The organism is Streptomyces sp. TBY4, assembly GCF_024213195.1.
In the GTDB taxonomy this organism is placed as follows: domain Bacteria; phylum Actinomycetota; class Actinomycetes; order Streptomycetales; family Streptomycetaceae; genus Streptomyces.
This window is the reverse complement of sequence record NZ_JANAVF010000028.1, coordinates 1-24,056: the sequence shown is the minus strand read 5'-3', so window position 1 is coordinate 24,056 and position 24,056 is coordinate 1. Positions and strand designations below refer to the sequence as shown.

19 protein-coding genes are annotated in these 24,056 nt (G+C 72.5%); 5 read left to right on the top strand and 14 right to left on the bottom strand.

What is annotated here, in order from left to right; genetic code table 11:
- Positions 1 to 71: 71 nt before the first annotated feature.
- Both NLX94_RS37540 and NLX94_RS37535 read right to left on the bottom strand, forming a co-directional pair.
- Positions 72 to 704 (bottom strand): NUDIX domain-containing protein, encoded by a 633-nt coding sequence (locus NLX94_RS37540; protein WP_254387796.1) that lies wholly within the window; start codon positions 702 to 704, stop codon positions 72 to 74.
- 88 nt (positions 705 to 792) lie between these two features.
- Complete coding sequence (locus NLX94_RS37535; RefSeq protein ID WP_254387775.1) at positions 793 to 2,445, bottom strand: CTP synthase; 1,653 nt, start codon at positions 2,443 to 2,445, stop codon at positions 793 to 795.
- Between the two features lie 471 nt (positions 2,446 to 2,916).
- On the opposite strand from NLX94_RS37535, the gene NLX94_RS37530 reads away from it, so the two are divergent.
- On the top strand, positions 2,917 to 4,722 hold the full coding sequence (locus NLX94_RS37530) for a glycoside hydrolase family 15 protein (RefSeq protein WP_254387774.1): 1,806 nt from the start codon (positions 2,917 to 2,919) through the stop codon (positions 4,720 to 4,722).
- Positions 4,723 to 4,776: 54 nt separating this feature from the next.
- Positions 4,777 to 6,162, top strand: a complete 1,386-nt coding sequence (locus tag NLX94_RS37525) for an FAD-binding oxidoreductase (protein ID WP_254387773.1) — start codon at positions 4,777 to 4,779, stop codon at positions 6,160 to 6,162.
- A 9-nt stretch (positions 6,163 to 6,171) separates the two neighbouring features.
- On the opposite strand, the gene NLX94_RS37520 is transcribed toward NLX94_RS37525, so the two are convergent.
- Together NLX94_RS37520 and NLX94_RS37515 are read right to left on the bottom strand one after the other, a co-directional pair.
- Positions 6,172 to 7,809, bottom strand: coding sequence for an NAD(P)/FAD-dependent oxidoreductase (locus NLX94_RS37520; RefSeq protein ID WP_254387772.1), 1,638 nt, complete (start codon positions 7,807 to 7,809; stop codon positions 6,172 to 6,174).
- A 15-nt stretch (positions 7,810 to 7,824) separates the two neighbouring features.
- Entirely contained in the window at positions 7,825 to 9,366 is a 1,542-nt protein-coding gene (locus NLX94_RS37515; RefSeq protein WP_254387771.1) for an APC family permease, read from the bottom strand.
- 181 nt (positions 9,367 to 9,547) lie between these two features.
- On the opposite strand from NLX94_RS37515, the gene NLX94_RS37510 reads away from it, so the two are divergent.
- Positions 9,548 to 11,170: a PucR family transcriptional regulator gene (locus NLX94_RS37510; protein ID WP_254387770.1), complete on the top strand. Its 1,623-nt coding sequence runs from the start codon at positions 9,548 to 9,550 to the stop codon at positions 11,168 to 11,170.
- A 118-nt stretch (positions 11,171 to 11,288) separates the two neighbouring features.
- Here the strand turns inward: NLX94_RS37510 and NLX94_RS37505 are convergent, their stop codons facing one another.
- The 5 genes from NLX94_RS37505 to NLX94_RS37485 all read right to left on the bottom strand — a co-directional run bounded on the left by NLX94_RS37505 (position 11,289) and on the right by NLX94_RS37485 (position 16,568).
- Complete coding sequence (locus NLX94_RS37505; RefSeq protein WP_254387768.1) at positions 11,289 to 12,431, bottom strand: glycosyltransferase family 4 protein; 1,143 nt, start codon at positions 12,429 to 12,431, stop codon at positions 11,289 to 11,291.
- A 184-nt stretch (positions 12,432 to 12,615) separates the two neighbouring features.
- The gene (gene recN / locus NLX94_RS37500; RefSeq protein ID WP_254387795.1) at positions 12,616 to 14,352 is read right to left on the bottom strand and encodes a DNA repair protein RecN; all 1,737 of its coding nucleotides are present in this window, start codon (positions 14,350 to 14,352) and stop codon (positions 12,616 to 12,618) included.
- Positions 14,353 to 14,504: 152 nt separating this feature from the next.
- Positions 14,505 to 15,464: an NAD kinase gene (locus NLX94_RS37495; RefSeq protein ID WP_308402648.1), complete on the bottom strand. Its 960-nt coding sequence runs from the start codon at positions 15,462 to 15,464 to the stop codon at positions 14,505 to 14,507.
- The gene (locus tag NLX94_RS37490) at positions 15,461 to 16,276 is read right to left on the bottom strand and encodes a TlyA family RNA methyltransferase (protein WP_254387767.1); all 816 of its coding nucleotides are present in this window, start codon (positions 16,274 to 16,276) and stop codon (positions 15,461 to 15,463) included. The genes NLX94_RS37495 and NLX94_RS37490 overlap by 4 nt, the downstream gene beginning before the upstream one ends.
- Before the next feature lie 7 nt (positions 16,277 to 16,283).
- Positions 16,284 to 16,568: a hypothetical protein gene (locus NLX94_RS37485; RefSeq protein ID WP_254387766.1), complete on the bottom strand. Its 285-nt coding sequence runs from the start codon at positions 16,566 to 16,568 to the stop codon at positions 16,284 to 16,286.
- 66 nt (positions 16,569 to 16,634) lie between these two features.
- Between NLX94_RS37485 and NLX94_RS37480 the strand changes: the two genes are divergently transcribed.
- On the top strand, positions 16,635 to 16,982 hold the full coding sequence (locus NLX94_RS37480; RefSeq protein WP_254387765.1) for an SCP2 sterol-binding domain-containing protein: 348 nt from the start codon (positions 16,635 to 16,637) through the stop codon (positions 16,980 to 16,982).
- 98 nt (positions 16,983 to 17,080) lie between these two features.
- Here the strand turns inward: NLX94_RS37480 and NLX94_RS37475 are convergent, their stop codons facing one another.
- The 4 genes from NLX94_RS37475 to NLX94_RS37460 form a co-directional block, all read right to left on the bottom strand.
- Positions 17,081 to 17,938, bottom strand: coding sequence for an ABC transporter ATP-binding protein (locus NLX94_RS37475; RefSeq protein ID WP_374684070.1), 858 nt, complete (start codon positions 17,936 to 17,938; stop codon positions 17,081 to 17,083).
- Positions 17,935 to 18,936, bottom strand: coding sequence for an iron chelate uptake ABC transporter family permease subunit (locus NLX94_RS37470; protein WP_254387793.1), 1,002 nt, complete (start codon positions 18,934 to 18,936; stop codon positions 17,935 to 17,937). Before NLX94_RS37470 ends, NLX94_RS37475 begins: the two co-directional genes overlap by 4 nt.
- Positions 18,937 to 19,007: 71 nt before the next feature.
- A complete protein-coding gene (locus NLX94_RS37465; RefSeq protein ID WP_254387763.1) occupies positions 19,008 to 20,054 on the bottom strand; it encodes an iron ABC transporter permease in 1,047 nt (348 codons plus the stop codon).
- Positions 20,055 to 20,206: 152 nt separating this feature from the next.
- Complete coding sequence (locus NLX94_RS37460; protein WP_254387762.1) at positions 20,207 to 21,256, bottom strand: HAD-IIA family hydrolase; 1,050 nt, start codon at positions 21,254 to 21,256, stop codon at positions 20,207 to 20,209.
- A gap of 112 nt (positions 21,257 to 21,368) precedes the next feature.
- Here NLX94_RS37460 and NLX94_RS37455 point away from each other — a divergent pair, with 112 nt between their 5' ends.
- On the top strand, positions 21,369 to 22,640 hold the full coding sequence (locus tag NLX94_RS37455; protein WP_254387760.1) for a DUF1015 family protein: 1,272 nt from the start codon (positions 21,369 to 21,371) through the stop codon (positions 22,638 to 22,640).
- A gap of 75 nt (positions 22,641 to 22,715) precedes the next feature.
- On the opposite strand, the gene NLX94_RS37450 is transcribed toward NLX94_RS37455, so the two are convergent.
- On the bottom strand, positions 22,716 to 23,576 hold the full coding sequence (locus NLX94_RS37450) for a tetratricopeptide repeat protein (RefSeq protein ID WP_254387792.1): 861 nt from the start codon (positions 23,574 to 23,576) through the stop codon (positions 22,716 to 22,718).
- Positions 23,577 to 24,056 lie beyond the last annotated feature (480 nt).

Here is a 24,056-nt window from a genome sequence, read left to right as displayed (position 1 = left end):
CAGCTTTTCTGACGCACCGCCCACCTTCTTGACGCGGAGCTCGCTCCGCGTCGAGAAGGTGAAGGGCGGGGCTACGCCTCGTACGGGCGGGCCTGCCAGGGGGTGTCCGCCGGGCGGAGGGAGGTGAGGGAGGGGTCGGTGGCGAGGGCCGCCGTCAGGGCCAGGGCTCCCGTGACGAGCCCGGGGTTGCCCAGCTCGCCCGCCAGGACGCCCCGTACCAGCTCGGGCAGCGGCACCCAGGCCAGCTCCATGTCCGCCTCCTCCGACCCGGACTCCGCGTAGCGCTCCCCGTCCGCCGCCGACACCCCTCGCGCGAGGAAGATGCGGGTGGCCTCGTCGGAGCCGCCGGGGGACGCGTAGAAGTCGGCCAGCACCCGCCACTCCTCCGCCTTGACGTGCGCCTCCTCATACAGCTCCCGCTGCGCCCCGTGCAGCGGGTTCTCCCCCACCACGTCCAGGAGCCCCGCCGGGAGCTCCCACAGCCGGCGCCGCACGGGGTGCCGGTACTGGCTGAGCACCAGCACCCGCCCCGCGTCGTCCAGGGCCAGCACGCACACCGACCCGGGGTGCACCTGGTAGTCGCGGCGGGCCACGGACCCGTCCGGCATCCGCACCTCGTCGGAAGCCACCGCCGTCTTCGCGCCCTGGAACGGCCGCTGGGACGACAGCGTCTCCCAGGATTCCGACGTGTCCTTGATCTCCATGCCCGACATACCCCGAAGCCCTCCACGACGCGCGACAGCCGGGGTACGGATCTCCGTACCCCGGCTGTCTACGGTATGTGCCGTACGACTACTTCGCGGCCTGCTGCCGCTCCACGGCCGCCTTGACCAGACCCGCGAACAGCGGGTGCGGGCGCGTCGGGCGCGAGCGCAGCTCCGGGTGGGCCTGGGTGGCCACCAGGTAGGGGTGGACCTCGCGCGGGTACTCGACGTACTCGACGAGCTTGTTGTCCGGGGAGGTGCCGGAGAAGACCAGGCCGGCCTTCTTCTCGAGTTCACCGCGGTAGGAGTTGTTGACCTCGTAGCGGTGGCGGTGGCGCTCGTCCACGTACGCCTGGTCGCCGTAGACCTCGCGCACGATGGAGCCCTCGGCGAGCTTCGCCGGGTACATGCCCAGGCGCATGGTGCCGCCCAGGTCTCCCGCGCCCTCGACGAAGGCCAGCTGCTCCTCCATCGTGGAGATCACCGGGTTCGGGGTGGAGGCGTCGAACTCGGTGGAGTTCGCGTCCTCGATGCCCGCCAGGTTGCGCGCGGCCTCGATGACCACGCACTGCAGGCCCAGGCAGAGGCCGAGCAGCGGGATCTTGTTCTCGCGGGCGTAGGTGATCGCGCCGACCTTGCCGTTGACACCGCGGTCGCCGAATCCGCCGGGCACGCAGATCGCGTCCACGTCGGCCAGCTGCGCCGCGGCGCCCGCCGGGGTCTTGCAGTCGTCCGAGGTGACCCACTTGATCTGCACGCGGGCCCGGTTGGCGAAGCCGCCGGCGCGCAGCGCCTCGGTCACCGACAGGTAGGCGTCGGGCAGGTCGATGTACTTGCCGACGAGCGCGACCTTGACCTCGTGGTCGGGGTTGTGGACCCGGTCGAGCAGGTCCTCCCACACCGTCCAGTTGACGTCGCGGAACGGCAGGTCGAGCTTGCGCACGACGTAGGCGTCCAGGCCCTCGGTGTGCAGCACCTTGGGAATGTCGTAGATGGACTTGGCGTCGATCGCGGCGACCACGGCCGCCTCGTCGACGTCGCACATCAGCGAGATCTTGCGCTTGATGGAGGTGGGGACCTCGCGGTCGGCGCGCAGCACGATGGCGTCGGGCTGGATGCCGATGTTGCGCAGGGCCGCGACCGAGTGCTGGGTCGGCTTGGTCTTCAGCTCGCCGGAGGGGCCGATGTAGGGCAGCAGCGAGATGTGCACGACGAAGACGTTGTCGCGGCCGACCTCGTGGCGGACCTGGCGGACGGTCTCCAGGAACGGCAGGGACTCGATGTCGCCGACGGTGCCGCCGACCTCGGTGATGACCACGTCGACGTCCGCGGTGGCCATGCGCCGGATGCGGTGCTTGATCTCGTTGGTGATGTGCGGGATGACCTGCACGGTGTCACCGAGGTACTCGCCGCGCCGCTCCTTGGCGATGACCTGCGAGTAGACCTGGCCGGTGGTGACGTTGGCCGAGCCGTCGAGGTCGACGTCGAGGAAACGCTCGTAGTGGCCGATGTCCAGGTCGGTCTCGGCGCCGTCGTTGGTGACGAACACCTCGCCGTGCTGGAACGGGTTCATCGTGCCGGGGTCGACGTTGAGGTACGGGTCGAGCTTCTGCATCGTGACCCGAAGACCGCGCGCCTTCAGCAGCGCACCCAGGCTGGAGGCCGTCAGGCCCTTGCCGAGGGAGGAAGCGACACCCCCGGTGACGAAGATGTGCTTGGTCGTCATGGATTTGGGCGGCATCGCCAAGAGGGGGCTCCCGTGGTCGCGAGGTGAGGTGCGTCCGGCGCCGGCCACCATCGAACCGGAGGGTCTCAGGGGGCGCCGAAGCTGCGGTTTCGGGGCTCCTGATTCGCACAGGCAGACCACCGGTCCACGGGATACCAGCCTATCAGCGCCCGGGCCGGTCCGCCTCCGGCCACGCGGCGGGGGCGTCCTCGGGGGCCTGCGCGCGGTCCGTCCCGGCGGTATCGCCGCCGCTCACCCGTTCGGCCGAACCTCATTGTCCCCAAGCTGACGGGGATCACTAGGGTGCCGTCTTGTCCTGCTCGGATCTCGATCACATCCCTGCCGAGCGGCCCCGCGAACGGCGTAACCCGTCCGGTTCCGGAATCATGGGCTGGACGCGGTCATCCACACCACCGGAGAATCCGCGGCATCGCGCAATGCAAGCGCCCTTCGGGGCGGACGTGGCTGTTCGACTGGAGATGCAACGTGTCCGGGCGCATCGAGGATTACGCACTGATCGGCGACATGCAGACCGCGGCATTGGTCTGCCGGGACGGGGCGGTGGACTGGCTGTGCCTGCCACGCTTCGATTCCCATGCCGTCTTCGCGAGCATTCTCGGCACCGAGGAACACGGGTTCTGGCGGATCGGCCCGGCATTCCCGGCCGGCGCCGAGGCCCCGCGTGCCACCCGGCGCCGCTACCGCGGTGACTCACTGGTCCTGGAGTCCGAGTGGGACACCCCGCGCGGCACGGTCCGCGTGATCGACTTCATGCCGCCCCGCGAGGACCACGCACCGCAGCTCATCCGCATCGTGGAGGGCATCAGCGGGCGCGTTCCCATGCGCTCGGCCCTGCGCATGCGCTTCAGCTACGGCCGGGTCGTGCCCTGGGTGCACCGGGTCGACGACCGCACCGTCGCCGTCGCGGGCCCCGACTCGGTCTGGCTGGACACCGAGGTGCAGACGTACGGCAAGGACCTGACCACGTACTCCGACTTCACCGTCGGGCCGGGCGACCGGAAGGCCTTCTGCATCAGCTGGCAGCCCTCGCACAAGGAGCCGCCGCAGCCGCCCGAGGCGGAGGAGGCCCTGGAGGCCACCACCGAGTTCTGGCGCGACTGGGTCGAGCAGTGCACGTACCACGGGCCCTACCGGGAGGCGGTGATCCGCTCGCTGATCACCCTCAAGGCGCTCACGTACGCCCCCACGGGCGGGATCGTCGCCGCGCCCACCACCTCCCTCCCGGAGGAGATCGGCGGGGTCCGCAACTGGGACTACCGCTACACCTGGCTCCGCGACGCCGCCATCACCCTGTCCTCGCTGCTGCGCACCGGGTACCGCGAGGAGGCCCGCGCCTGGCGCGAGTGGCTGCTGCGGGCGGTGGCCGGCGACCCGGAGAACCTGCAGATCATGTACGGGATCGCTGGCGAGCGGGAGCTCGGCGAGACCGAGCTGGACTGGCTGCCCGGGTACGAGAACTCGCGCCCGGTCCGGGTCGGCAACGGCGCAGCCGGACAGCTGCAGCTCGACGTGTACGGCGAGGTCACCGAGGCCCTGCACCTGGGCCACATGACCGGCCTGGCGCGCAACGACTACGCCTCGCTGCTCCAGCTGAAGCTGATCCGCTACCTGGAGACCCACTGGGACCAGCCCGACGAGGGGATCTGGGAGGTGCGCGGCCCGCGCCGGCACTTCGTCCACTCGAAGGTGATGGCGTGGGTGGCCGTGGACCGCACGATCAAGCTGATCGAGAGCGGGGACGCGGACGGGCCGCTGGAGCGGTGGCGGGAGCTGCGCGACGAGATCCACCAGGACGTCTGCGAGAAGGGCTACGACAAGGAACGGAACACCTTCACGCAGTCCTACGGGTCCAAGGAGCTGGACGCCTCCCTCCTGCTGATCCCGCAGATGGGCTTCCTGCCGCCGGACGACAAGCGGGTGATCGGCACGATCGAGGCGATCCAGCGCGAGCTGTCGACCCCCGACGGCTTCATCCTGCGCTACCCGACCTCCGGCGAGGAGGCGGGCGTGGACGGCCTGGAGGGCGACGAGGGGGCCTTCCTGGCGTGCTCGTTCTGGATGGCGGACGACCTGGCGATGATCGGCCGGGTCGACGAGGCCCGCCGCCTCTTCGAGAAGCTGCTCGCGCTCCGCAACGACCTGGGCCTGCTGGCGGAGGAATGGGATCCCCGGCTCCAGCGCCAGGTGGGCAACTTCCCCCAGGCCTTCAGCCACGTCCCCCTGATCGACACGGCCCTGCGGCTGACAGCGAGCGGGGCGTACGGGGGCTGACTAACCTGGAGGAGTCGTAGGCCCTTCCGCAGCATCTCCCGGAAGGGGGTAGCCATGGCTCCCCTCTCGAAGGCGGGCACGGCCCTGGCCGAGCTCCGCGAGGACCTGTCCGGCCCCGTCCTCGTCCCGGATGATCCGGGGTACGACGAGGCCCGCACCGTCTACAACGGAATGATCGACCGCCGGCCGGCCGTCATCGCGCAGTGCGAGAGTCCGGTGGACGTGGTGACCGCCGTGCGCTTCGCGCGGCGGCTCGATCTGCCGGTGGCGGTGCGCGGCGGCGGCCACAGCGTGGCCGGGATGTCCCTGAACGACGGCGGCCTCGTCGTCGACCTGCGCCGGATGCAGGCGGTGACGGTGCACCCCGGGGCCTCGGCCGTCCGCGTCGAGGGCGGGGCCACGATGAGCCATCTCGACCGGGCCTGCGAGCGGTACGGGCTGGCGACCACCGGCGGCCGCGTGTCCACCACCGGGGTCGGCGGCTTCGTCCTGGGCGGCGGCACCGGGTGGCTGGACCGCAAGTTCGGGCTGGCGGTGGACAACCTGCTCGCGGTGGACCTGGTCACCGCCGACGGGGAGATGGTGACGGCGACCGCGGAGGACCACCCCGAGCTGTTCTGGGGGCTGCACGGCGGCGGCGGGAACTTCGGCATCGCGACCTCCCTGACCCTGCGGCTGCACGAACTGCCGGCCATGTCCGTCGCGTTCCTGCTGTACCTGCCGGAGCACGGGCCCGAGATGGTCCGTACGTACCGGGACGTCATGCAGGACGGCCCGCGCGAGGCCGGTGGCGGCGCCATCTACATGACCGGCCCGCCCGAGGAGTTCGTCCCGCCGCACCTGGTCGGCCTGCTGCTGGCCGGCGCGCTGATCACGTACGCGGGTCCCGTGGAGGAGCTGCGCCGGCTGGCCGCGCCGCTGCTGGCGATCCCGCACGAGGCGGAGCTGGTGACGGACATCCCCTACGCGGACCTCCAGTGCATGCTCGACGACCCGCCGGGGATGCGGAACTACTGGTCGGCGGAGTACCTGACCGGGGTGCCCGACGCGTTCGTGGACGTGTTCTGCGCCCGCGCGGACTCCATGCCGGTGCCGACCGGCACCCAGCACGTGGTGTGGCCCCAGGGCGGGGCGATCGCGGAGGGCCCGGCCGACTACCCGGTGCCGTTCCGCGACGCGCCCTGGGCGGTGCACCCGTTCGGCGCCTGGGAGGACCCCGCCGACGACGAGCGCGTCCGCCAGTGGGTCAAGGACGTCCGCGCCGACGTCCGGCCGTGGAGCACCGGCGCGGTCTACCTCAACTTCACGGGGGACGACGAGGGCGGCGACCGGGTGGTGGCCGGCCTCGGACCCGACAACATGCGGCGGCTGGGCGAGCTGAAGCGGAGGTACGACCCGGACAACGTCTTCCGCTTCAACCACAACATCGCGCCGTCCTGAAACCGGCCCCTACGTGAGGGCGGTGATCACCTCCTTCGCCGCCCGCTCCCCCTCGGTCGCCCCGCCTTCCATGAACCCCTGGAAGTCGTAGCTGCAGTGCTCACCGCCGATGTGGATGCGGCCCTGCGCGGTCCCCTCGTACTTGGCGTACTTGTGCAGGTAGCCGGTCGGCCAGAACGAGTAGGCGCCCAGCGCGTACGGGTTGCGGTGCCAGGCCGACAGCTGCGCCCTGCCGTTCCAGGCAGCCTTGGTGCCGGGGAAGAAGGCGTCGATCCCGGTGAGCATCCGGCCCGCGAGGGCGCGTACGTAGGGGTCGGAATCGGTGGCGAAGGGGGTGGCCGGGGTGAGCGCGCCGGCCAGGGTGCCGCCTCCGTACTGGAGCAGGATGCCTCCGTTGCCCGGCTGGACCTTGGTGGTGTCCCAGGTCTGCTGGACCTCGCTGTCGGTGAAGCAGTCGCCGGCGGAGACCCCGGGCCAGGGGCCGGTGCCGCGCCAGGGGCGGCTGGTGAACTGCATGTTGAGCTTGGTGCAGTAGCCCATCCGGGCGTCGCGCAGGAGGTTCTTCATCAGCGGGTCGAAGCCGGCGCCGGTGATGTCGATCCGCTGGAGGACCGGCAGCGGCAGGCACAGGACGGTGTGGTCGGCGACGACCGTCCGGGTGGCACCGGCGTCGTTGAAGGTCAGGGTCTGGGTGCCGTCGGCGGAGACGCGTACGGCGAGCAGTTCGCGGCCCATGACGATCGAACCGGCGGGCAGGGCCTGGGCGATGGCGTTCGGCAGCTGGTCGTTGCCGCCGGTGATGTGGTAGCGCTCGTTGGACAGGCCCCAGACGTTGAAGTTGCCCGGGTTGGGCTGGTAGCCCATCAGCAGGACCAGCGCGAGGGCGGACTGCTGGTCGGTGTCGGCCCCGTACTCGACGTTGTACGCCACGTCGATGAAACGGCCGAGCTGGGAGCCGTGGCCGCCGGGGATCCGGGTCTCGATCCACTGGTGGATCGTCATGTTGTCGAGGGCGGTGCCGGCCGGGGTGGAGGAGTTCCAGGAGACCTCGCCGGCTTCCTGGAGGTCGCGGCGCAGGGCCTGGTAGACGGCCTTGAAGTCCTCGTCGGCCTGCTCGCGCGGGTAGTACGTCCCGTTGAACCAGAGGACCTCCTCCGCCCCGTTGGGGCCGCCGCCGAGGAAGTCCTCGGTCTGCAGGCCGAAGCGGCGGCAGAGCTCCAGGATCTTCTTGTGGCTGGTGTCGATCAGCTCGCCGCCGATCTCGGAGGTCTGCCCGTAGGCCCAGTGGGAGCGCTGGGTCCACATGCGGCCGCCGACGCGGCCCGGGTCGGCCTCGTAGAGGGTGAAGGGGACGCCCGCGTCCTTGAGGGTGAGGGCGGCGGTCAGCCCGGAGATGCCGGCGCCGACGATGACGACGCGGGCGGGGGCGACGGGCTTCTTGTCCGCGCCGGCCTCCACCGCGTGGGCGCCGGCCGGGGCGAGTGCCGCCGAGGCCACGGCGGTGCCGAGGCCGAGGGCGGCGGCGCGGCCCAGGAGCTGGCGGCGGGTGGAGCCGCGGACCTCGGCGACGGGCAGGCCGAGCCGGCGCGCGGCGTCGTGCTCCGCGGCGAGCTGCCGGAGCGCGTGCATGAGGGGTGTACGTGCCATGGCGGTGGCTCCTTCTCAGACGTTCGCGGCGGAGGGGGCTGACTCGCCGGAGGACCCGGCGGGCTCGTCGACGCGCTCGGCTGCGTCCTCCAGGACGACCCGGCCGATGATCTCGTAGCGCGCGGGGGCCTTGTACTTCATCCACAGCCCGAGTCCGAGCCCGCCGAAGAAGACGACCCCGACGATCCACGGGATCAGCGTGAAGAAGAAGGAGTCGGCGGCCAGGCCCGCCGCGGTCTTCATGTTGACCAGCAGCAGGACGACCACGGCGGCCATGGCCACGCCGCCGATCAGCGGGGCCGTGAAGGTGCGGAACCAGTGCCGGTCCTCGGGGTGGTTCTTGCGGAAGTAGCCGATCACCGCGAAGGAGCACAGGGTCTGGACGATGAGGATCGCCATGGTGCCGAGGATCGCGAGCAGCGTGTACAGGTGGATGTACGGGTCCTGCCCGGTCAGCCAGAACAGCGCGACCAGGCCCGTGGCGATGGCCGTCTGCACCATGGAGGCGATGTACGGGGAGCCGTGCGCGGCGTGCGTACGGCCGAGGCCCGGGTGGAGGAAGCCCTCGCGGCCGATGGCGTAGAGGTAACGGGCGGCGCACTGGTGGAAGGCCATGCCGCAGGCGAAGGAGCCGGTGAGCAGCAGCCACTGGAAGGCGTCCACGGCCCAGGCGCCGATGAAGGTCTGAGTGGGGGCGAAGAACAGGTCGAGCGGGCTGGCGGAGGCGGACAGCTCCACCGACCGGCTCAGCCCGTTGCCGGCGATGGTCATCCAGGAGACGTAGATGTAGAAGAGACCGACGCCGACGACGGAGATGAGCGTGGCCTTGGGGATGACCTTCTTCGGGTTCTTGGACTCCTCCCCGTACATGGCGGTGGACTCGAAGCCCACCCAGGACCAGAAGGCGAAGAAGAGGCCGAGCCCGGCGGAGGCACCGGTGAAGGCGTTCTTCGGATTGATGGGGTCGACCGGGATCCCGTCCGGCCCGCCGCCCGCGATCAGGACGGCGGTGGCGACGGCGAAGAGGACGGCGATCTCGGCGATGAGCATCACGCCCAGCGCCTTGGCGGTGAGGTTGATGTCGAAGTGCGCGAGGACGGCGGTGATCGCGATCATGCCGGCCGCGTAGACGATCCAGGGCAGGTCCACCCCGAGCTGATCGTGCACGGTCGTCTTGGTGAAGTAGGCGAAGACGCCCACGATCGAGGCCTCGAAGACGACGTAGGCGAGGACCGCGAGCATGCCGGAGGCCATGCCGGCGATCCGGCCGAGGCCGTGCGAGATGTACCCGTAGAAGGCTCCGGCGGCGGTGATCCGCTTGGCCATGGCCACGTAGCCGACGGCGAAGACGGTCAGGACGGCGGTCGCGAAGAGGTATCCGGCGGGGGCGCCGATGCCGTTGCCGAAGCCGACGGCGATGGGCAGGTTCCCGGTCATCGCGGTGATGGGAGCGGCGGTGGCGACGGCCATGAAGACGACACCGACCAGGCCCACCGAATTGGCTTTCAGCCGCTGGACCTGGGGTGCGCCGCCGCCGGGGCTGCTATCCGTGCTCATGGCTCCTCGTTCCTGTCGTGAGGGCGCTCACTCTCGCCCCGCGTGACGTACGCCACAATCGGCATGCAGTCCGATAATCTCCTTACGAAGGCGACGAGTTGTCGGGCCGGACGGGGGTAGATGAAACCCCGTAACCGCTCGGTGATGTGCTCGGAACAAGAGCCCCGGTAGCGTCCGGCATATGGACAATCAGGGCGGGATCACGGTTCAGCGGGCACTTGAGCTGCCGGGGCTGCGCGGCGGCCTCCCGGAGGTGGTGGCCTGCGCCGACCGGCTCGGCCGGACCGTGCGCTGGGTGCACGCGGGCGAGGTCCCCAACATCGCCTCCCTGCTCAAGGGCGGCGAACTGCTGCTCACCACCGGCCTCGGCCTCGGCACCCGCCCCGCCGAGCAGCGCGCCTTCGTACGCCGCCTCGCCGACCGCGGCATCGCCGCACTCGTCGTCGAACTGGGCCCGCGCTTCACCCGCCTCCCGGCCACCCTCGTGGAAACGGCCCGCGCGGTCGGCCTCCCCCTCGTCCAGCTGCACCGGGAGGTCCCCTTCGTCACCGTCACGGAGGAGGTCCACACCGAGATCGTCAACGGGCACTACGCGCTGCTCCAGCGGGCCGAGGAAGTCCACCGGCGCTGCACGGAAGCCCTGCTCGACGGCGGCGGAATCCCCCAAGTCCTGCACATCCTGGCGGACTTCACCGCGAACCCGGTCTTCATGGAAACCCCCGACGGCCAACTGCTCTACGCGGCGGGCCCGGTCGCCGGCGAGGCCGCGGCGGACCCGCTCCAGGTCTGGGAGGGCCTACGGGGCCAGCGCACGGCGGAGCCCTCCGGCAACGCCGTCGTGGTCGACGTCGCGGGCGGCGGCCGCGGCACGGGCTCGGTCCGGGCCCGGCTGGTCCTGCTGGGCGTGTCCGCTCCCCTCCTCCCCGTTCACCGGATGGCGGCCGAGCGCACAGCGGGCGTCCTGGCCGTCGTCCTCATGCAGGCCCGGCAGGAGGACGAGCTGGCGGCGCGCGGCCGCGGCGACTTCCTCACCGACCTGGCGGAGGGACGCATCTCGGCGGAGGACGCCCCCGCCCAGGCCCGCGTCCTGGGCTTCAAACCGGGCCCCGGCCCGCTCCTGCCCATCGTCATGCGGCTCTCCTCGGACCTCGCCCCGTCGGGGAACTGGGCGGTCCTGGCCCGTGCGGTCCTGGAGGAACTCGCCTCGGTCGGCGTCCCGGTGCTCCTCGGCGTCCGCCCGGTGGAGGGCCGCGTCCCCCTCCTGGTCTCCCTCCGCTCCGACGCGGAGCGCACGACGGTGGCGGACCGGGTCGCGGTGGCCCTGCGGGCCGGCGTGGAGCGGGCCGGCCTGGACCGTGCGGGGGCCGCCCCCGCGGTCGTCGTCGGCGTCGGCGGCGGCTGGGCAACAGTCCCCGCAGGCCTTCGCCACGCCGCCGAAACGGCCACGGCCGCGCACGGACTCCCCGCCCGCCCCTGGTACGACGCCCGCCGCCTGGACATCGACCTGCTCCTGTGGCGCCTGCGCGAACACCCCGACCTGGCGGCCTTCGTGGACCGCGCGATCGGCGCCCTGCGCGTGCACGACACGGTCTCGCGCCCGCCCCTCCTGCCCACCCTGGAGACCTACCTGGCCCACGCGGGCCGCAAGGCGGAGACCGCCCGCGAGCTCCACCTGAACCGCCAGACCCTGTACAACCGCCTGGCCCGCATCTCAGAACTCCTGGGCGCGGACCTGGACGACCCGGAAACGGTCCTCTCCCTGAGCCTCGCCCTCCGAGCCCGCCGCCACACCACGACCGCCTGACACCCGGTCCAACCCTTCGGCCCTCCACCCGACGGCGCCCGGACGCCGGCCAACATCCAGCCCCGCCGGCGTTTGAGGCGCAGGGTCCGGGGGCAGCGCCCCCGCACAAGCACAGCCCTCAGCGCCGCCGCGAAGTCAACTCGTCGTAGACGGAAAGAACCTGCGCCACCGTGTCGTCCTCCGACGGCCACGTCAAAGCCTGGGCCCGCCCCGCCACCACCAGCTCCCCCCGCCGCACGGGATCCGCCAACAGCCCAGCCACCGCCGAAGCCATCGCCCCCGCATCCCCGTAAGGCACCAGCACACCCCCCACCCCCACCAACTCCGGCACGCCACCAACCGCCGTGGCCACCAACGGCACCCCCCTCCGCAGAGCCTCCTGCGCGAGCGGCGACCGCGCCTCCCACCGGCTGGCCAGCACCGCGACATCCGCCGCGGCCAGCAGCCGCACCGCATCCCGCCGCTGCCCGAGCAACCGCACCGGCAGCTGCTCCGCCTGGATGCGCCGCGCGAGCTCCCCCCGCATCGGGCCCTCGCCCGCGATCACCAGCAGCGGTACCGGGTCCAGCTTCCGCCACTCCCGCGCCGCGTCGAGCAGTACGGAGTACCCCCGCCGCGGCACCAGGCTCCCGACCGCGATCAGCAACGGCCGCTCCACCGCCCCGAGTTCCGCCCGCACCTTCCCGTGGTCCGGAGCATCCGCAGCTCCCGCCACCCCGGCCGCCGCAGCCCCCGACGCCACCCCCGACACCGCCCCCGACGACACCGCCTCCGCCGCCAGCCGCGCGTCCCGCGCCCCCCGCAGCCGGGCCACGTCCACCTGCGCCGAGGAGCCCCCGAGGACGATCGCCGCGGCCCGCGCGACGTGCCGTTCCAGGAGCAGGCTCAGGCGGCTGCCGCCGGGCCCGCCGCCGTGCCAGCTGACGACCAGGGGGATCCGCCGCCCGCGCAGGGCCAGCGCCGCGCGCAGGCCCGCCCGCACCCCGTGCGCGTGCACGACGTCGGCCTCTACGCACGCGGCCCGCAGCGCGCTCACCGCGTCGGGGGTGAACCGCGCCCCGGCGCCGGTGAAGTCGTACTCCCCCTCCGTCTCGACGGGTCCGCACACGGTGACGCGGACGCCGCGCGCGGCGAGCCCGGTGGCCAGCGACCGCACGTGCGCACCGCCGCTCGCGCCGCAGAGCACTTGAACGGTGCGCAGGACGGGGACAGAAGCGGAAACGGAAGCGGAAACAGAAACGGGGACCGGGGAGCTGCTCACGGGCCGAAGCTCCAGGGTGAGGGAAGGAAAAAGGCAGGGACGTCGCCCAGAATGCCAGTCCGCACGCGCGTTCCGGGACCATTCGGGTGCGGATCCCGTACGAGATACCGCCCCGACCCCCCGATCCTCACCCACACGGGCTAGCCGGGCGTCAGCCGGATGACCCTCATGACAACGAGAGGCCCTACTCCGGACTCCGCGCCGCCGCCAGCAGCTCCTCCGCGTGCGCCCGGGCCGAAGCCGAGTCCTCGTGACCGGCGAGCATCCGCGACAGCTCGCGGATCCGGTCCTCGCCCTCCAGGACGGTGACGCCGCTGCGGGTCACGGAACCGTCGTTGGTCTTCTCGACCAGCAGCTGCCGGTCGGCGAAGGCCGCCACCTGCGGCAGGTGGGTGACCACCACCACCTGCGCCGACTTCGCCAGCTTCGCCAGCCGCCGCCCGACCTCCACGGCCGCCTTGCCGCCGACGCCCGCGTCGACCTCGTCGAAGAGGTACGTCGGCACCGGGTCGGAGCCGGCGAAGACGACCTCGACCGCGAGCATCACCCGGGACAGCTCACCGCCCGAGGCGCCCTTGGCGATCGGCCGCGGCTGGGCTCCGGGGTGCGGGGCCAGCAGCAGTTCGACCTCGTCGACGCCGGAGGGCCCGTACGCGACGAGCCGGCCCCCGACCTCGACCCCCTCGGGGTCCTCGGTCTGCCGGACGTCGATGCTGACCCGGGCGTGCGGCATCGCCAGGGAGGCCAGCTCCTCGGTGACCGCCGACGCGAAGCGGGTCGCCGCCTCGCCCCGCGCATCGGTCAACGCCTGCGCCAGTGCGGAGAGTTCCAGCCGCAGCCCGTCGCGCTCCGCGGTGAGCTCGTCGATCCGCTCGTCGTCGCCGTCCAGCTCCAGCAGCCGTACGGAACCCCGTTCGGCCCATTCCAGGACGGAGTCCACCGTGTTCCCGGCGTCCCCGGCGGACCCGTACTTCCGGATCAGCTGGGTCAGCGCCGCCCGCCGCTCCTCCACGGCCGCCAGCCGCAGCGGATCGGCGTCCAAATCGTCCGCGTACCCGGCGAGTTCCCCGGCCACGTCCCCGAGCAGGATGCCCAGCTCCCCGATCCGCTCGGCGAGCGCGCCGAGCGCCGGGTCGTGGGAGCGTACGGATTCCAGCGCGCGGTGCGCCCCGGCGACGAGCGCTCCCGCGTCGACTCCCTCCGGGTCCTCGACGTTGCCGGCGAGGGCCGCGTGCGCGACCTGGGCGGCCGAGGACAGGGATTCGGCGTGCCCGAGGCGCTCCGCCTCCGCCGCCAGCTCGGCGTCCTCACCGGCGACCGGTTCCACGGCGGCGATCTCGTCGAGCCCGAAGCGCAGCAGATCGGCCTCCTGGGCGCGTTCCCGGGCCCGGGTGGTGATCTCCTCCAGCTCTCCGGCGACGGCGCGCAGCCTGCGGTGGGCGGCGGCGTACTTCTCCAGCGGAACGGCGACGGCGTCGCCCGCGTACCGGTCGAGGGCCTGACGCTGCCGGGCGGGCCGGAGCAGGCCCTGCTGGTCGGTCTGGCCGTGGACGGCGACGAGGTCGTCGGCGAGTTCGGCGAGCAGTCCGACGGGCACGGCGCGGCCGCCGACGTGGGCGCGCGAGCGGCCCTCGGCGGAAACGGTCCGGCTGATCAGCAGCGCGCCGTCGTCGAGCTCGGCGCCGGCTTCCTCGGCGCGCAAAGCCGCGGGGGCGTCCGGGCGCATGACGATGCGCCCTTCGACGACCGCCGCCTTGGCCCCGATCCGGACCAGGGCGGGGTCGGCCCGCCCGCCGAGCAGCAGCCCGAGGCTGGTGACGACCATGGTCTTGCCCGCGCCGGTCTCGCCGGTCACCGCGGTGAAACCGGGTGACAGCTCGACCACAGCGTCGTCGATGACCCCGAGCGACCGTATCCGCATCTCCTCAAGCACGGGACGACGATACCGAGGTTTCATGGGTGCCATGTGACGTCACCCGCCCGAACCCACTCGAACAGTCATGCTATTTACGTACGCACGGTGCACGGGACATGCACGGAACCCGGCAGAACCCGTACGCCACCGGTACGGGACTAGTGCGGGGCCCCGCGCCATCCCGACACCGGCAGCGCGAACTTCGCGACGAGCCGGTCCGTGAACGACGCGTGGTGCAGCCGGGCGAGCCGCACCGGCACCGCGCCGCGCCGGACCTCCACGCGGGCCCCGGCCGGCAGCTCCACCGTCCGCCGCCCGTCGCACCACAGCACCCCGTGCGGGGTCCCGTTCTGCACCTCCACGGCCAGCACCGAGTCCGGCGAGGTCACCAGCGGCTTCGCGAACAGCGCGTGCGCGCTGATCGGCACCATCAGCAGCGCCTCCACCTCCGGCCAGACCACCGGCCCGCCGGCCGAGAAGGCGTACGCCGTCGAGCCCGTCGGGGTCGCGCAGACGATCCCGTCGCAGCCGAAGCCCGACACCGGCCGCCCGTCGATCTCCAGGACCACTTCGAGCATCCGCTCCGGGGACACCTTCTGGACCGCCGCCTCGTTCAGCGCCCAGTCCCGGTGCACCACGTCCCCGTTGGTCCGCACGATCACGTCGAGGGTCATCCGCTCCTCGACCTCGTACTCCCGCGTCACGACCCGGTCCACGACCTTGTCCAGGTCGTCCCGCTCCGCCTCCGCGAGGAAGCCCACCCGGCCCAGGTTGACGCCGAGCATCGGCACCCCGGAGCCGCGCGCGAACTCCGCGCCGCGCAGCAGCGTCCCGTCGCCGCCGAGCACGATGAGCAGCTCGCACCCGTCGAGCACCTCCGGGGTGCACTCGGACTCGGCCACCAGCTCCACCTCGGGCGGCAGCGGCAGGTCCGCCGCCTCGTGCCGCAGCACCCGTACGCCCAGCCCGCTGCGCAGCAGACCCTGCACCACCAGCTCGGCGCTGCGGATGGCCGCCGGCCGCCCGGTGTGCGCGAGCAGGAAGACGGTCCGCCTCCCCGGCGCCCCCGGCTTCCCTGACTCCCCCGACTGCGCCGGGTCCCCCGAAAGATCACTCACTGCGGCCCCTCCGCCACTGCACGGTCAACATCCGCCGGGTCGAGGGCCGGTGCCCCCGCCCGCAGCCACAGAAAATACTCGACGTTGCCCGAGGGGCCCGGAAGCGGGCTCGCGGTCACCCCGAGCACACCCAGGCCCAGCTTCCACGCCTGCGCCGCCACGTCCCGCACCGCCTCGGCGCGCAGCTCCGCGCTGCGCACCACGCCACCGCTGCCGAGCCGCTCCTTGCCCACCTCGAACTGCGGCTTGACCATCAGCACCAGATCGGCGTCGGGCGCGCAGCAGCGTACGAGCGCGGGCAGCACCAGCCCGATCGAGATGAAGGACAGATCGCCGACGACCAGGTCAACGGACACCCCGTCGATCAGCTCCACCGTCAGCTCGCGCACGTTCGTACGGTCCTTGACGGTGACCCGGTCGTCGCTCTGCAGGGACCAGGCGAGCTGCCCGTAGCCGACGTCCACGGCCATCACGTGGGCCACCCCGGCGCGCAGCAGCACGTCGGTGAACCCTCCGGTCGAGGCGCCCGCGTCCAGCGCCCGGCGGCCCTCCACGCGCAGCCCCAGTGGCTGGAAGGCCGCGAGCGCCCCCGCCAGCTTGTGGCCGCCCCGGGAGACGTAGTCGGGGTCGCTGTCGTCCTTGAGGACGACGAGGGCCGCGCTGGTCTCGACCTGGGTGGCCGCCTTCGTCGCCGTGTTGCCGCCCACGGTCACCCGGCCGGCGGCGATCAGCTGCGCGGCGTGCTCGCGCGAGCGGGCCATGCTGCGGCGTACCAGTTCGGCGTCCAGGCGGCGGCGTGCCACTCCTGCCACGATCGGTTCAGCTCCTGTTTTCGTACGGACGGGGGCCTTCGGTCGCGTCCAGCGCGGTCAGCGCGGAGCGCAACCCCCTGTGCACATCCTCGTACACCTCGACGTGACCGTCCGCCGGGAGGTGGTTCGCGTCCGCCAGCCGCTCCAGCGCGGCGTCCACCCCGGCGTGCCCGGTGGGCGTGCGTACGACGCCCAGCGCGACCGGCCCGGCGGGCGCGGCCAGGGCTTCGTCCTGCCCCTGCTCCTGGGCCTGCTCCTGGGCCCGGTCCGCGGCGGGCACTTCTTCGCTCATGCCCCCGACGCTACCGCGTAGGGGGTCCACGACCGCGCACGGCTCTGCGGTACGGTCGGGATCACGATGGCTACGATCGAGGAGTGCCGTGCGGCACTCGACCAACTCTCCGACAACCTGGCGCGGGCCGAAGGCGACGTGCGCGGTGCGACCGCGCTCGACCGCTCGCTGAGCTGCCACATCACCGACCTGGACCGGACCTTCACGGGCCGCCTCGACGCGGGCCGGATCCGCGTGGACGCGGTGTCCCCCGGCCCCCCGTCCACCAAGGCCGAGATCCGCCTCGCCATGACCGGCGACGACCTGGTCTCCCTGGTATCCGGCGACCTGAAGTTCCCCAAGGCCTGGGCCTCGGGCCGCATCCGCCTGGAAGCAGGCTTCCGCGACCTCCTGAAGCTCAAGAGCCTCCTCTAACCACTCCAGCCAAATCCAGCCCCGCCAAATCCAGCCCCTCCGGCGTTTGAGGAGCGGGGGTCCGGGGGCTGGCCCCCGGCAACGGCGCGGCACGCCTCCTACCCGACCGCGCGAGCAACCCTGGCCGCGGGAATCACCAGCGGCGTCCCCGTCTCCGGATCGTCGATGACTTGGCACCGCAACCCGAACACCCGCTCCACCAGCTCCGCCGTGACCACCTCGCCCGGCGCCCCCTCCGCCACGACCTTCCCGTCCCGCATCGCGATCAGGTGGGTGGCGTAGCGCGCCGCGTGGTTCAGATCGTGCAGCACGGCGACCAGCGTCCGCCCCCGCTCCTCGTGCAGCTCCGCGCAGAGGTTCAGCACCTCGATCTGGTGCTGGATGTCGAGGTAGGTCGTCGGCTCGTCCAGCAGCAGCAGCGGCGTCTGCTGCGCGAGCGCCATCGCGATCCACACCCGCTGCCGCTGCCCGCCCGACAGCTCGTCCACCGCCCGGTCCGCGAGCTCGGCGACCCCGGTGGAGGCCATCGACTCCTGCACGATCCGCTCGTCCTCGCCCGACCACTGCCGCAGCAGCCCCTGGTGCGGATAGCGGCCCCGCGAGACCAGGTCCGACACGGTGATCCCGTCCGGGGCGATCGAGGACTGCGGCAGCAGACCCAGCGTCTTGGCCACCTTCTTCGCAGGCATCGACCCGATGGCCTGCCCGTCCAGCAGCACCCGCCCCACCGTCGGCTTCAGCATCCGCGACAGCGCCCGCAGCAGGGTGGACTTGCCGCAGGCGTTCGGCCCGACGATCACGGTGAAGGAGTGGTCGGGGATCTCCACCGACAGGTTCTCGGCGATGACCCGCTGGTCGTAGCCGAGGGTCACGTTCTCCGCGGTCAGCCGCTGCACTTGCCTGCTCCCTCGGTCACTCTGGTCACTCTGATCACTCATGGCCTTCTGGTTCCTCATATCCGGCCCGCCTTGCGCTCGGTGACGAGCAGCCACAGCAGATAGACGCCGCCGACCAGCCCCGTGACCACGCCCACCGGCAGCTGGTCGGCGCCGAAGGCCCGCTGCGAGGCCCAGTCGGACACCAGCAGCAGGAGCGCGCCCATCAGCGCGCCGGTCAGCAGGCTCGCCCCGGGCGAGCGGGTCAGCCGGCGCGCGAGCTGGGGCGCGGCCAGGGCGACGAAGCTGATCGGCCCGGCCGCGGCGCTGGCCGCGGTGGTGAGCAGGATCGCCGACACCATGAGCAGCAGGCGGGTCCGCTCCACCCGCACTCCGACGGCGTGCGCCGCGTCGTCCCCCATCTCGATCATCCGCAAGGCCCGGCTCTGCCCGAGGATCAGCGGGAACAGCACCGCGCAGGTGACGAGCAGCGGCCAGACCTGCGCCCAGTCCCGGCCGGCCAGCGAGCCGGTCAGCCAGACCATCGCGCGGGTGGCGTCGACGAGCTGCGCCTTCGTCAGGAGGTACTGGATGGCGGCGACGAGCATCGCGGACGCACCGATGCCGACGAGAACCAGCCGGTAGCCGTGGATGCCCCGCCTGTAGGCGAGGAGGTACACGGCCATTCCGGCCACCAGCCCGCCCACCAGGGCCCCGGCGGCCACCTCTCCGGCGCCTCCGTGGAACAGCACGATGACCACCAGCGCGCCGACGGCCGATCCGTAGCCGAAGCCCAGCACGTCCGGCGAGCCGAGCGGGTTGCGCGAGACGGACTGGAAGACCGCTCCGGCCATGCCGAGCGCCGCACCCACCAGGAGGCCGACCAGCGCCCGCGGCAGCCGCAGGTCGTTGACAATGAACTCGTGCGCGGGCGTGCCGTTGCCCAGCAGGGTCTGTACGACGTCCCAGGGAGCGATGACGAAGTCGCCGGTCCCGATGAGCAGGACGGCCGTCGCCAGTACGAGCACCAGGAGCAGCGCCCCGACGCCCAGCGCGCGCCGCTCCACGCGCAGCGACATCCCGCCGGGCAGGTCCACGCGCCGGGGCCCGCTCCGGCCCCCGCGCGCCGTGCGGGGTGCGTCGGTGACTGTCACAGCTGGGCCATCCTCTTGCGCCGGACGAGGTAGATGAAGACGGGGCCGCCGATGAGCGCGGTCACGATGCCGACCTGGAGTTCGGCGGGCCGGGTGACGACCCGGCCGATGACGTCGGCGCCGAGCAGCAGGACGGGCGAGAGCACCGCCGAGTAGGCCAGCACCCAGCGCATGTCCGGGCCGGTGAAGAACCGTACGAGGTGCGGGATCATCAGGCCGACGAAGACGATCGGCCCGCAGGCGGCGGTCGCGGCCCCGCAGAGCAGGGTGATGGCGATCATCGCGCCGATCCGGGTCCGGGTCAGGTGCGCGCCGAGCGCCCGGGCGGTGTCCTCGCCCAGCGACATGGCGTTGAGCGGCCGGCCGAGGCTGAGCGCGAGGACGGCGCCGACCAGCAGGAAGGGCGCCACCTGCCGGACGGTGTCCATGTTCGCGGAGGCCAGCGAGCCCACGGTCCAGAAGCGGAGCTTGTCCAGCGCCTTGCTGTCCATCAGCTGCACGGCGTTGATGTACCCGACGAGGGCCGCGGTGGCCGCCGTACCGGCGAGCGCCAGGCGCACGGGCGTGGCGCTGCGGCTGCCGCCGAGCACGTACACGACCACGGAGACCACGGCGGCGCCGAGGAAGGCCCACCACACGAACTCGTTCAGCGAGGAGGCCCCGAAGAAGCTGATGGCCGATACGACGGCGGCCGCGGCCCCCGCGTTGACGCCGAGGATGCCCGGCTCCGCCAGCGGATTGCGGGTCAGGGCCTGCATCACGGCGCCGGACAGCCCGAGGCCGAGGCCGACGAGCACGCCGAGGAGGGTCCGCGGGACCCGCAGGTCCCGGACCACGACGTCGGCGGTCGTCCCGGAGTAGTGGAACAGGCCGTGCCACACCTCCGGGAGGGGTATCTGCTTGGCGCCGACGGCGATGCTCGCCACCATGATCAGCGCGAGCACGCCGAAGGCGGCGAGCAGACCGGCGGCGCGCGCGCCGGGGCGCGAGCGGGTGGCGGCGGGCTGCGCCGCGCTCGGTTCGGGGGGACTCTCGACCAACACGGAAGTTAGGTTAGCCTACCCTCCACCTCGCTCGGCTCCCCCGAACAGGCCCTCCGGCCAGGCCTTACGTCCCTTCGCCGGCCGCCCGAAGCCGCCCTCGCACCGGCCGCAGCCGCCCCCGCACCCGCCCGGCACCAGCCCTGCGGCCGCCCCTACAGCCCGAGCCTGGCCAGCGCCTTCCCCGCGTCCAGCCCGCACGCGCCGTCCCCCGCCTCGGTCCAGGCCGCCGCGCACAGCGCCCGCAGCCCGTCGAGGGCACCATCCGCATCTTCCGCGCCCTCGCCCCGCAGCTCCAGTACGCCGTCCAGCGCCACCGCCGTCCAGCCACCGCAGCGGAACCCGCCCCCGGCCGCCGGCACCACCTCCGGCTGCCCGGTCAGCAGCCCGCGCAGGTCCCGGTCCACGTACGTCGGCCGGTACTTCGGCTCGGCCCGGAGCAGCTGCGCCCCGTCCGTCACCCCGGTCAGCACCAGCAGCGAGTCCACACCCCCGTTGAAGGCGCCCTCGATGTCCGTGTCCAGCCGGTCTCCGACCACCAGCGGCCGCTTCGCCCCGGTCCGCAGCACGGTCTCGCGGTGCATCGGGGGCAGCGGCTTGCCCGCCACCTGCGGCTCCGCGCCCGTGGCGATCCGTACGACCTCCACGGCGGCCCCGTTGCCCGGCGCGATCCCCCGCGCCCCCGGAATCGTCAGATCGGTGTTCGACGCGTACCACGGCACCCCGCGGTTGATCGCGTACGAGGCCTCCGCGAACCGCCCCCACGGCAGATCGGGCCCCCCGTACCCCTGGACCACCGCGGCGAGCCCCTCCTCCTCGGCGGAGTCCACCGGCACCAGCCCGCGTTCCCGCAGCGCGACCCGCAGCCCCTCACCGCCGATCACCAGCACCTTCGACCCGGGCTCCACCTGCTCCGCGATGAGCCGGGCCACCGCCTGCGCGGATGTGATCACCTCGCCGGCCTCGGTCGGGATCCCCAGCTCGGTCAGGTGCCCGGCGACCGCGTCCGGCGTGCGCAGCGCGTTGTTCGTCACGTAGGCCAGGTGCATCCCGTCGGCCCGCGCCGCGGCGAGCGAGTCCACGGCGTGCGCGATGGCCTCCCCGCCCGCGTACACCACCCCGTCGAGGTCCAGCAGAGCCGTGTCGTAAGCCTGGTGCAGACTCCGCTCACTGCCCGCGGGAAGGGTCCTGCTCTGCCGGGTCATGGTGTCCGCTCCTCTGGGTACCTCCCAGCGGTAGCTGGGGGAGTTCGATCTTGTCCGGTTCCGTACTCCCCCCGATCATCCCGCATGGCGAGACGGGTCTTACGATTCACCAATGACCACATCTGGCACCGCGGACCACGGACTGCGCCTGATCCCGTTCCACGGCCTGCGCTATGTCCCCGAGCGCGTCGGCAGCCTGGCCGCCGTGACCTCGCCGCCGTACGACGTGGTCGTACGCCCCGACGGACTCAACCACCTGGAGTCCGCCGACCCCCACAACATCGTCCGCCTGATCCTCCCGCAGGCCGACACCCCCGCGGCCCGCAACCAGCAGGCGGCGCACACGCTGCGCGACTGGCTCGCCGAGGGCATCCTCAGCGCCGATCCGGTCCCCGCGCTCTACGTCTACGAGCAGCGCCGGGACGAACTCCTGCAGCGCGGTGTCATCGGCGCCCTCGCCCTCTCCGCGGCGGACGCCGGGATCGTCCTGCCCCACGAGGACGTCATGCCGCACGTGGTCACCGACCGCGCCGGCCTGATGCGCGCCACCTCGGCCAATCTCGAACCCCTCCTCCTGACCTACCTCGGCGACGATCCGGCGGCGGGCGCGGCCGCGGTCGTCGAGCGCACCGCCCGCACCACCCCGCTGTTCTCCACCACCACGGAGGACGGCTTCCAGCACCGGCTGTGGGCCGTCACGGACCCCGCCGACCTGGCGGCGATCACCGCCGACCTGGGCGACCGCCAGGCCCTCATCGCCGACGGCCACCACCGCTGGGCCACGTACCTGCGCCTCCAGGAGGAGCACGGGTCCCCCACCCCCTGGGACTTCGGCCTGGTCCTCCTCGTCGACACCGCCCGCTACCCGCTCCAGGTCCGCGCCATCCACCGGCTCCTGCGGCGCCTGGCCCCGGCCGACGCCCTGGCCGCCCTCGACGGCCGCTTCCGGGTCCGCACCGTCGACGGCCCCCTGCCGGCCGCCATGGCGGCCCTCGCCGAGGCCGCCGAGCTCGGCAACGCCTTCCTGCTCACCGGCGACGGCACCTTCCACCTGGTCACCGACCCGGAGCCGGCCCTGATCGAGCGCACGGTCCGCAGCGACCGCCCCGAGGCCTGGCGCCGGCTGGACGCCACGGTCCTCCACGCCACCCTGCTCGACACCCTCTGGTCCGTCCCCGACGCCCCCGACCAGATCTCGTACATCCACGACACCGAGGCCACCGTCGAAATGGCGGAGCGCCTCGGCGGCACGGCCGTCCTGCTGCACCCCGTACGCGAGTCGGTCGTACGGGAACTGGCCCGCCAGGGCGTGACGATGCCCCGCAAGTCCACCTCCTTCGGCCCGAAGCCGGCCACCGGCCTGGTCCTGCGCAGCGTGGACTGAACGGCCCGGAGCAACGAAAGAGGAACGAAAAAGGGCGGTACCCCCGATGGGGGTACCGCCCTTTCCTCAGTTCACTCAGCCCTTGTCGCGGGCCTCGGCGTGGACCTGGTCCTCGTCCTCGTCCTCGTCCTCGTCGAGAACGACGATCTCGTCGGTGACGTCGACATCGGCGTCGCCCTCGTACTCCTCGTCGTCCTCGTCGTAGTACTCGGCCTGGTCGGAGGCACGCTCGGCGGCCCGGACCTCCGGGTCGTCCTCGTCCTCGTCCTCGTCGTCGTCGAACCCGTCCTCGACCTCGAGGTCCCCGTCCGAGTCGTCGGCGGAGGCGTCGACGAACTCGACACCGTCCAGCTCGGCGAGACGGTCGGAGGCGTCCGTGGCCCCGTCCTTGTCGGCCTCGAGGGTCTTGGCGAACCACTCGCGCGCCTCGTCCTCACGGCCGGCCGCAAGCAGGGCGTCGGCGTAGGCGTACCGCAGGCGCGCGGTCCACGGCTGCACGGCGTTGGAGGCCAGCTCCGGGCTCTGCAGGGTCACGATGGCCGCGTCGAGCTGGTCCATGTCCCGGCGGGCACCGGCCGCGACCAGACGCATCTCGACCTGTCCGGCCTTGTCCAGCTTCTGCACCTCGGGCTCGCCGGCCATGGCCAGCGCCCGCTCCGGACGGCCGAGACCGCGCTCGCAGTCGGCGATGACGGGCCACAGCTCGACCGAACCGGTCATCCGCTTGGCGGCGCGGAACTCCGCGATCGCCTCGGCGTACTTCTGGTTGGCGTACGCGGCGAAGCCGGCGGCCTCGCGCACGGCGGCGACACGGGAGGCCAGACGCAGGGCGATGCGCGAGTACGCGTACGCCTGCTCCGGGTCCTCGTCGATCAGCCGGGCCACCATGACCAGGTTCTTGGAGACCTCCTCGGCCAGCCCCTTGGGCAGGCTCAGCAGCTCCTGGCGAACGTCGGAGTCGATCTCGAAACCGGTGACGTCCTCGTCGATCGGAAGCCGCTTGATCGGGTCCCGGTCCGCACGGAAGTCACGGTCGCCACCCCGGTCGTCACGCCCGCGGAACCCACCGCGGTCGCCACCCCGGTCATCGCGACGCGGGTAGGACGGACGGTCGCCGCGGTCGTTCCCACGGAACCCACCACGGTCGTCGTCCCGACGCGGGTACGAAGGACGGTCCCCGCCCCGGTCGTCCCGACGCGGGTACGAGGGACGGTCGCCGCGGTCGTTCCCACGGAACCCACCACGGTCGTCATCGCGACGCGGGTACGAAGGACGGTCCCCACCGGAGGGACGGTCATCGCGACGCGGGTAGGACGGACGGTCGCCACGGTCGTTCCCACGGAACCCACCACGGTCGTCATCGCGACGCGGGTACGAGGGACGCTCGCCGCGGTCGTCACGGCGGAAGCCGCCACC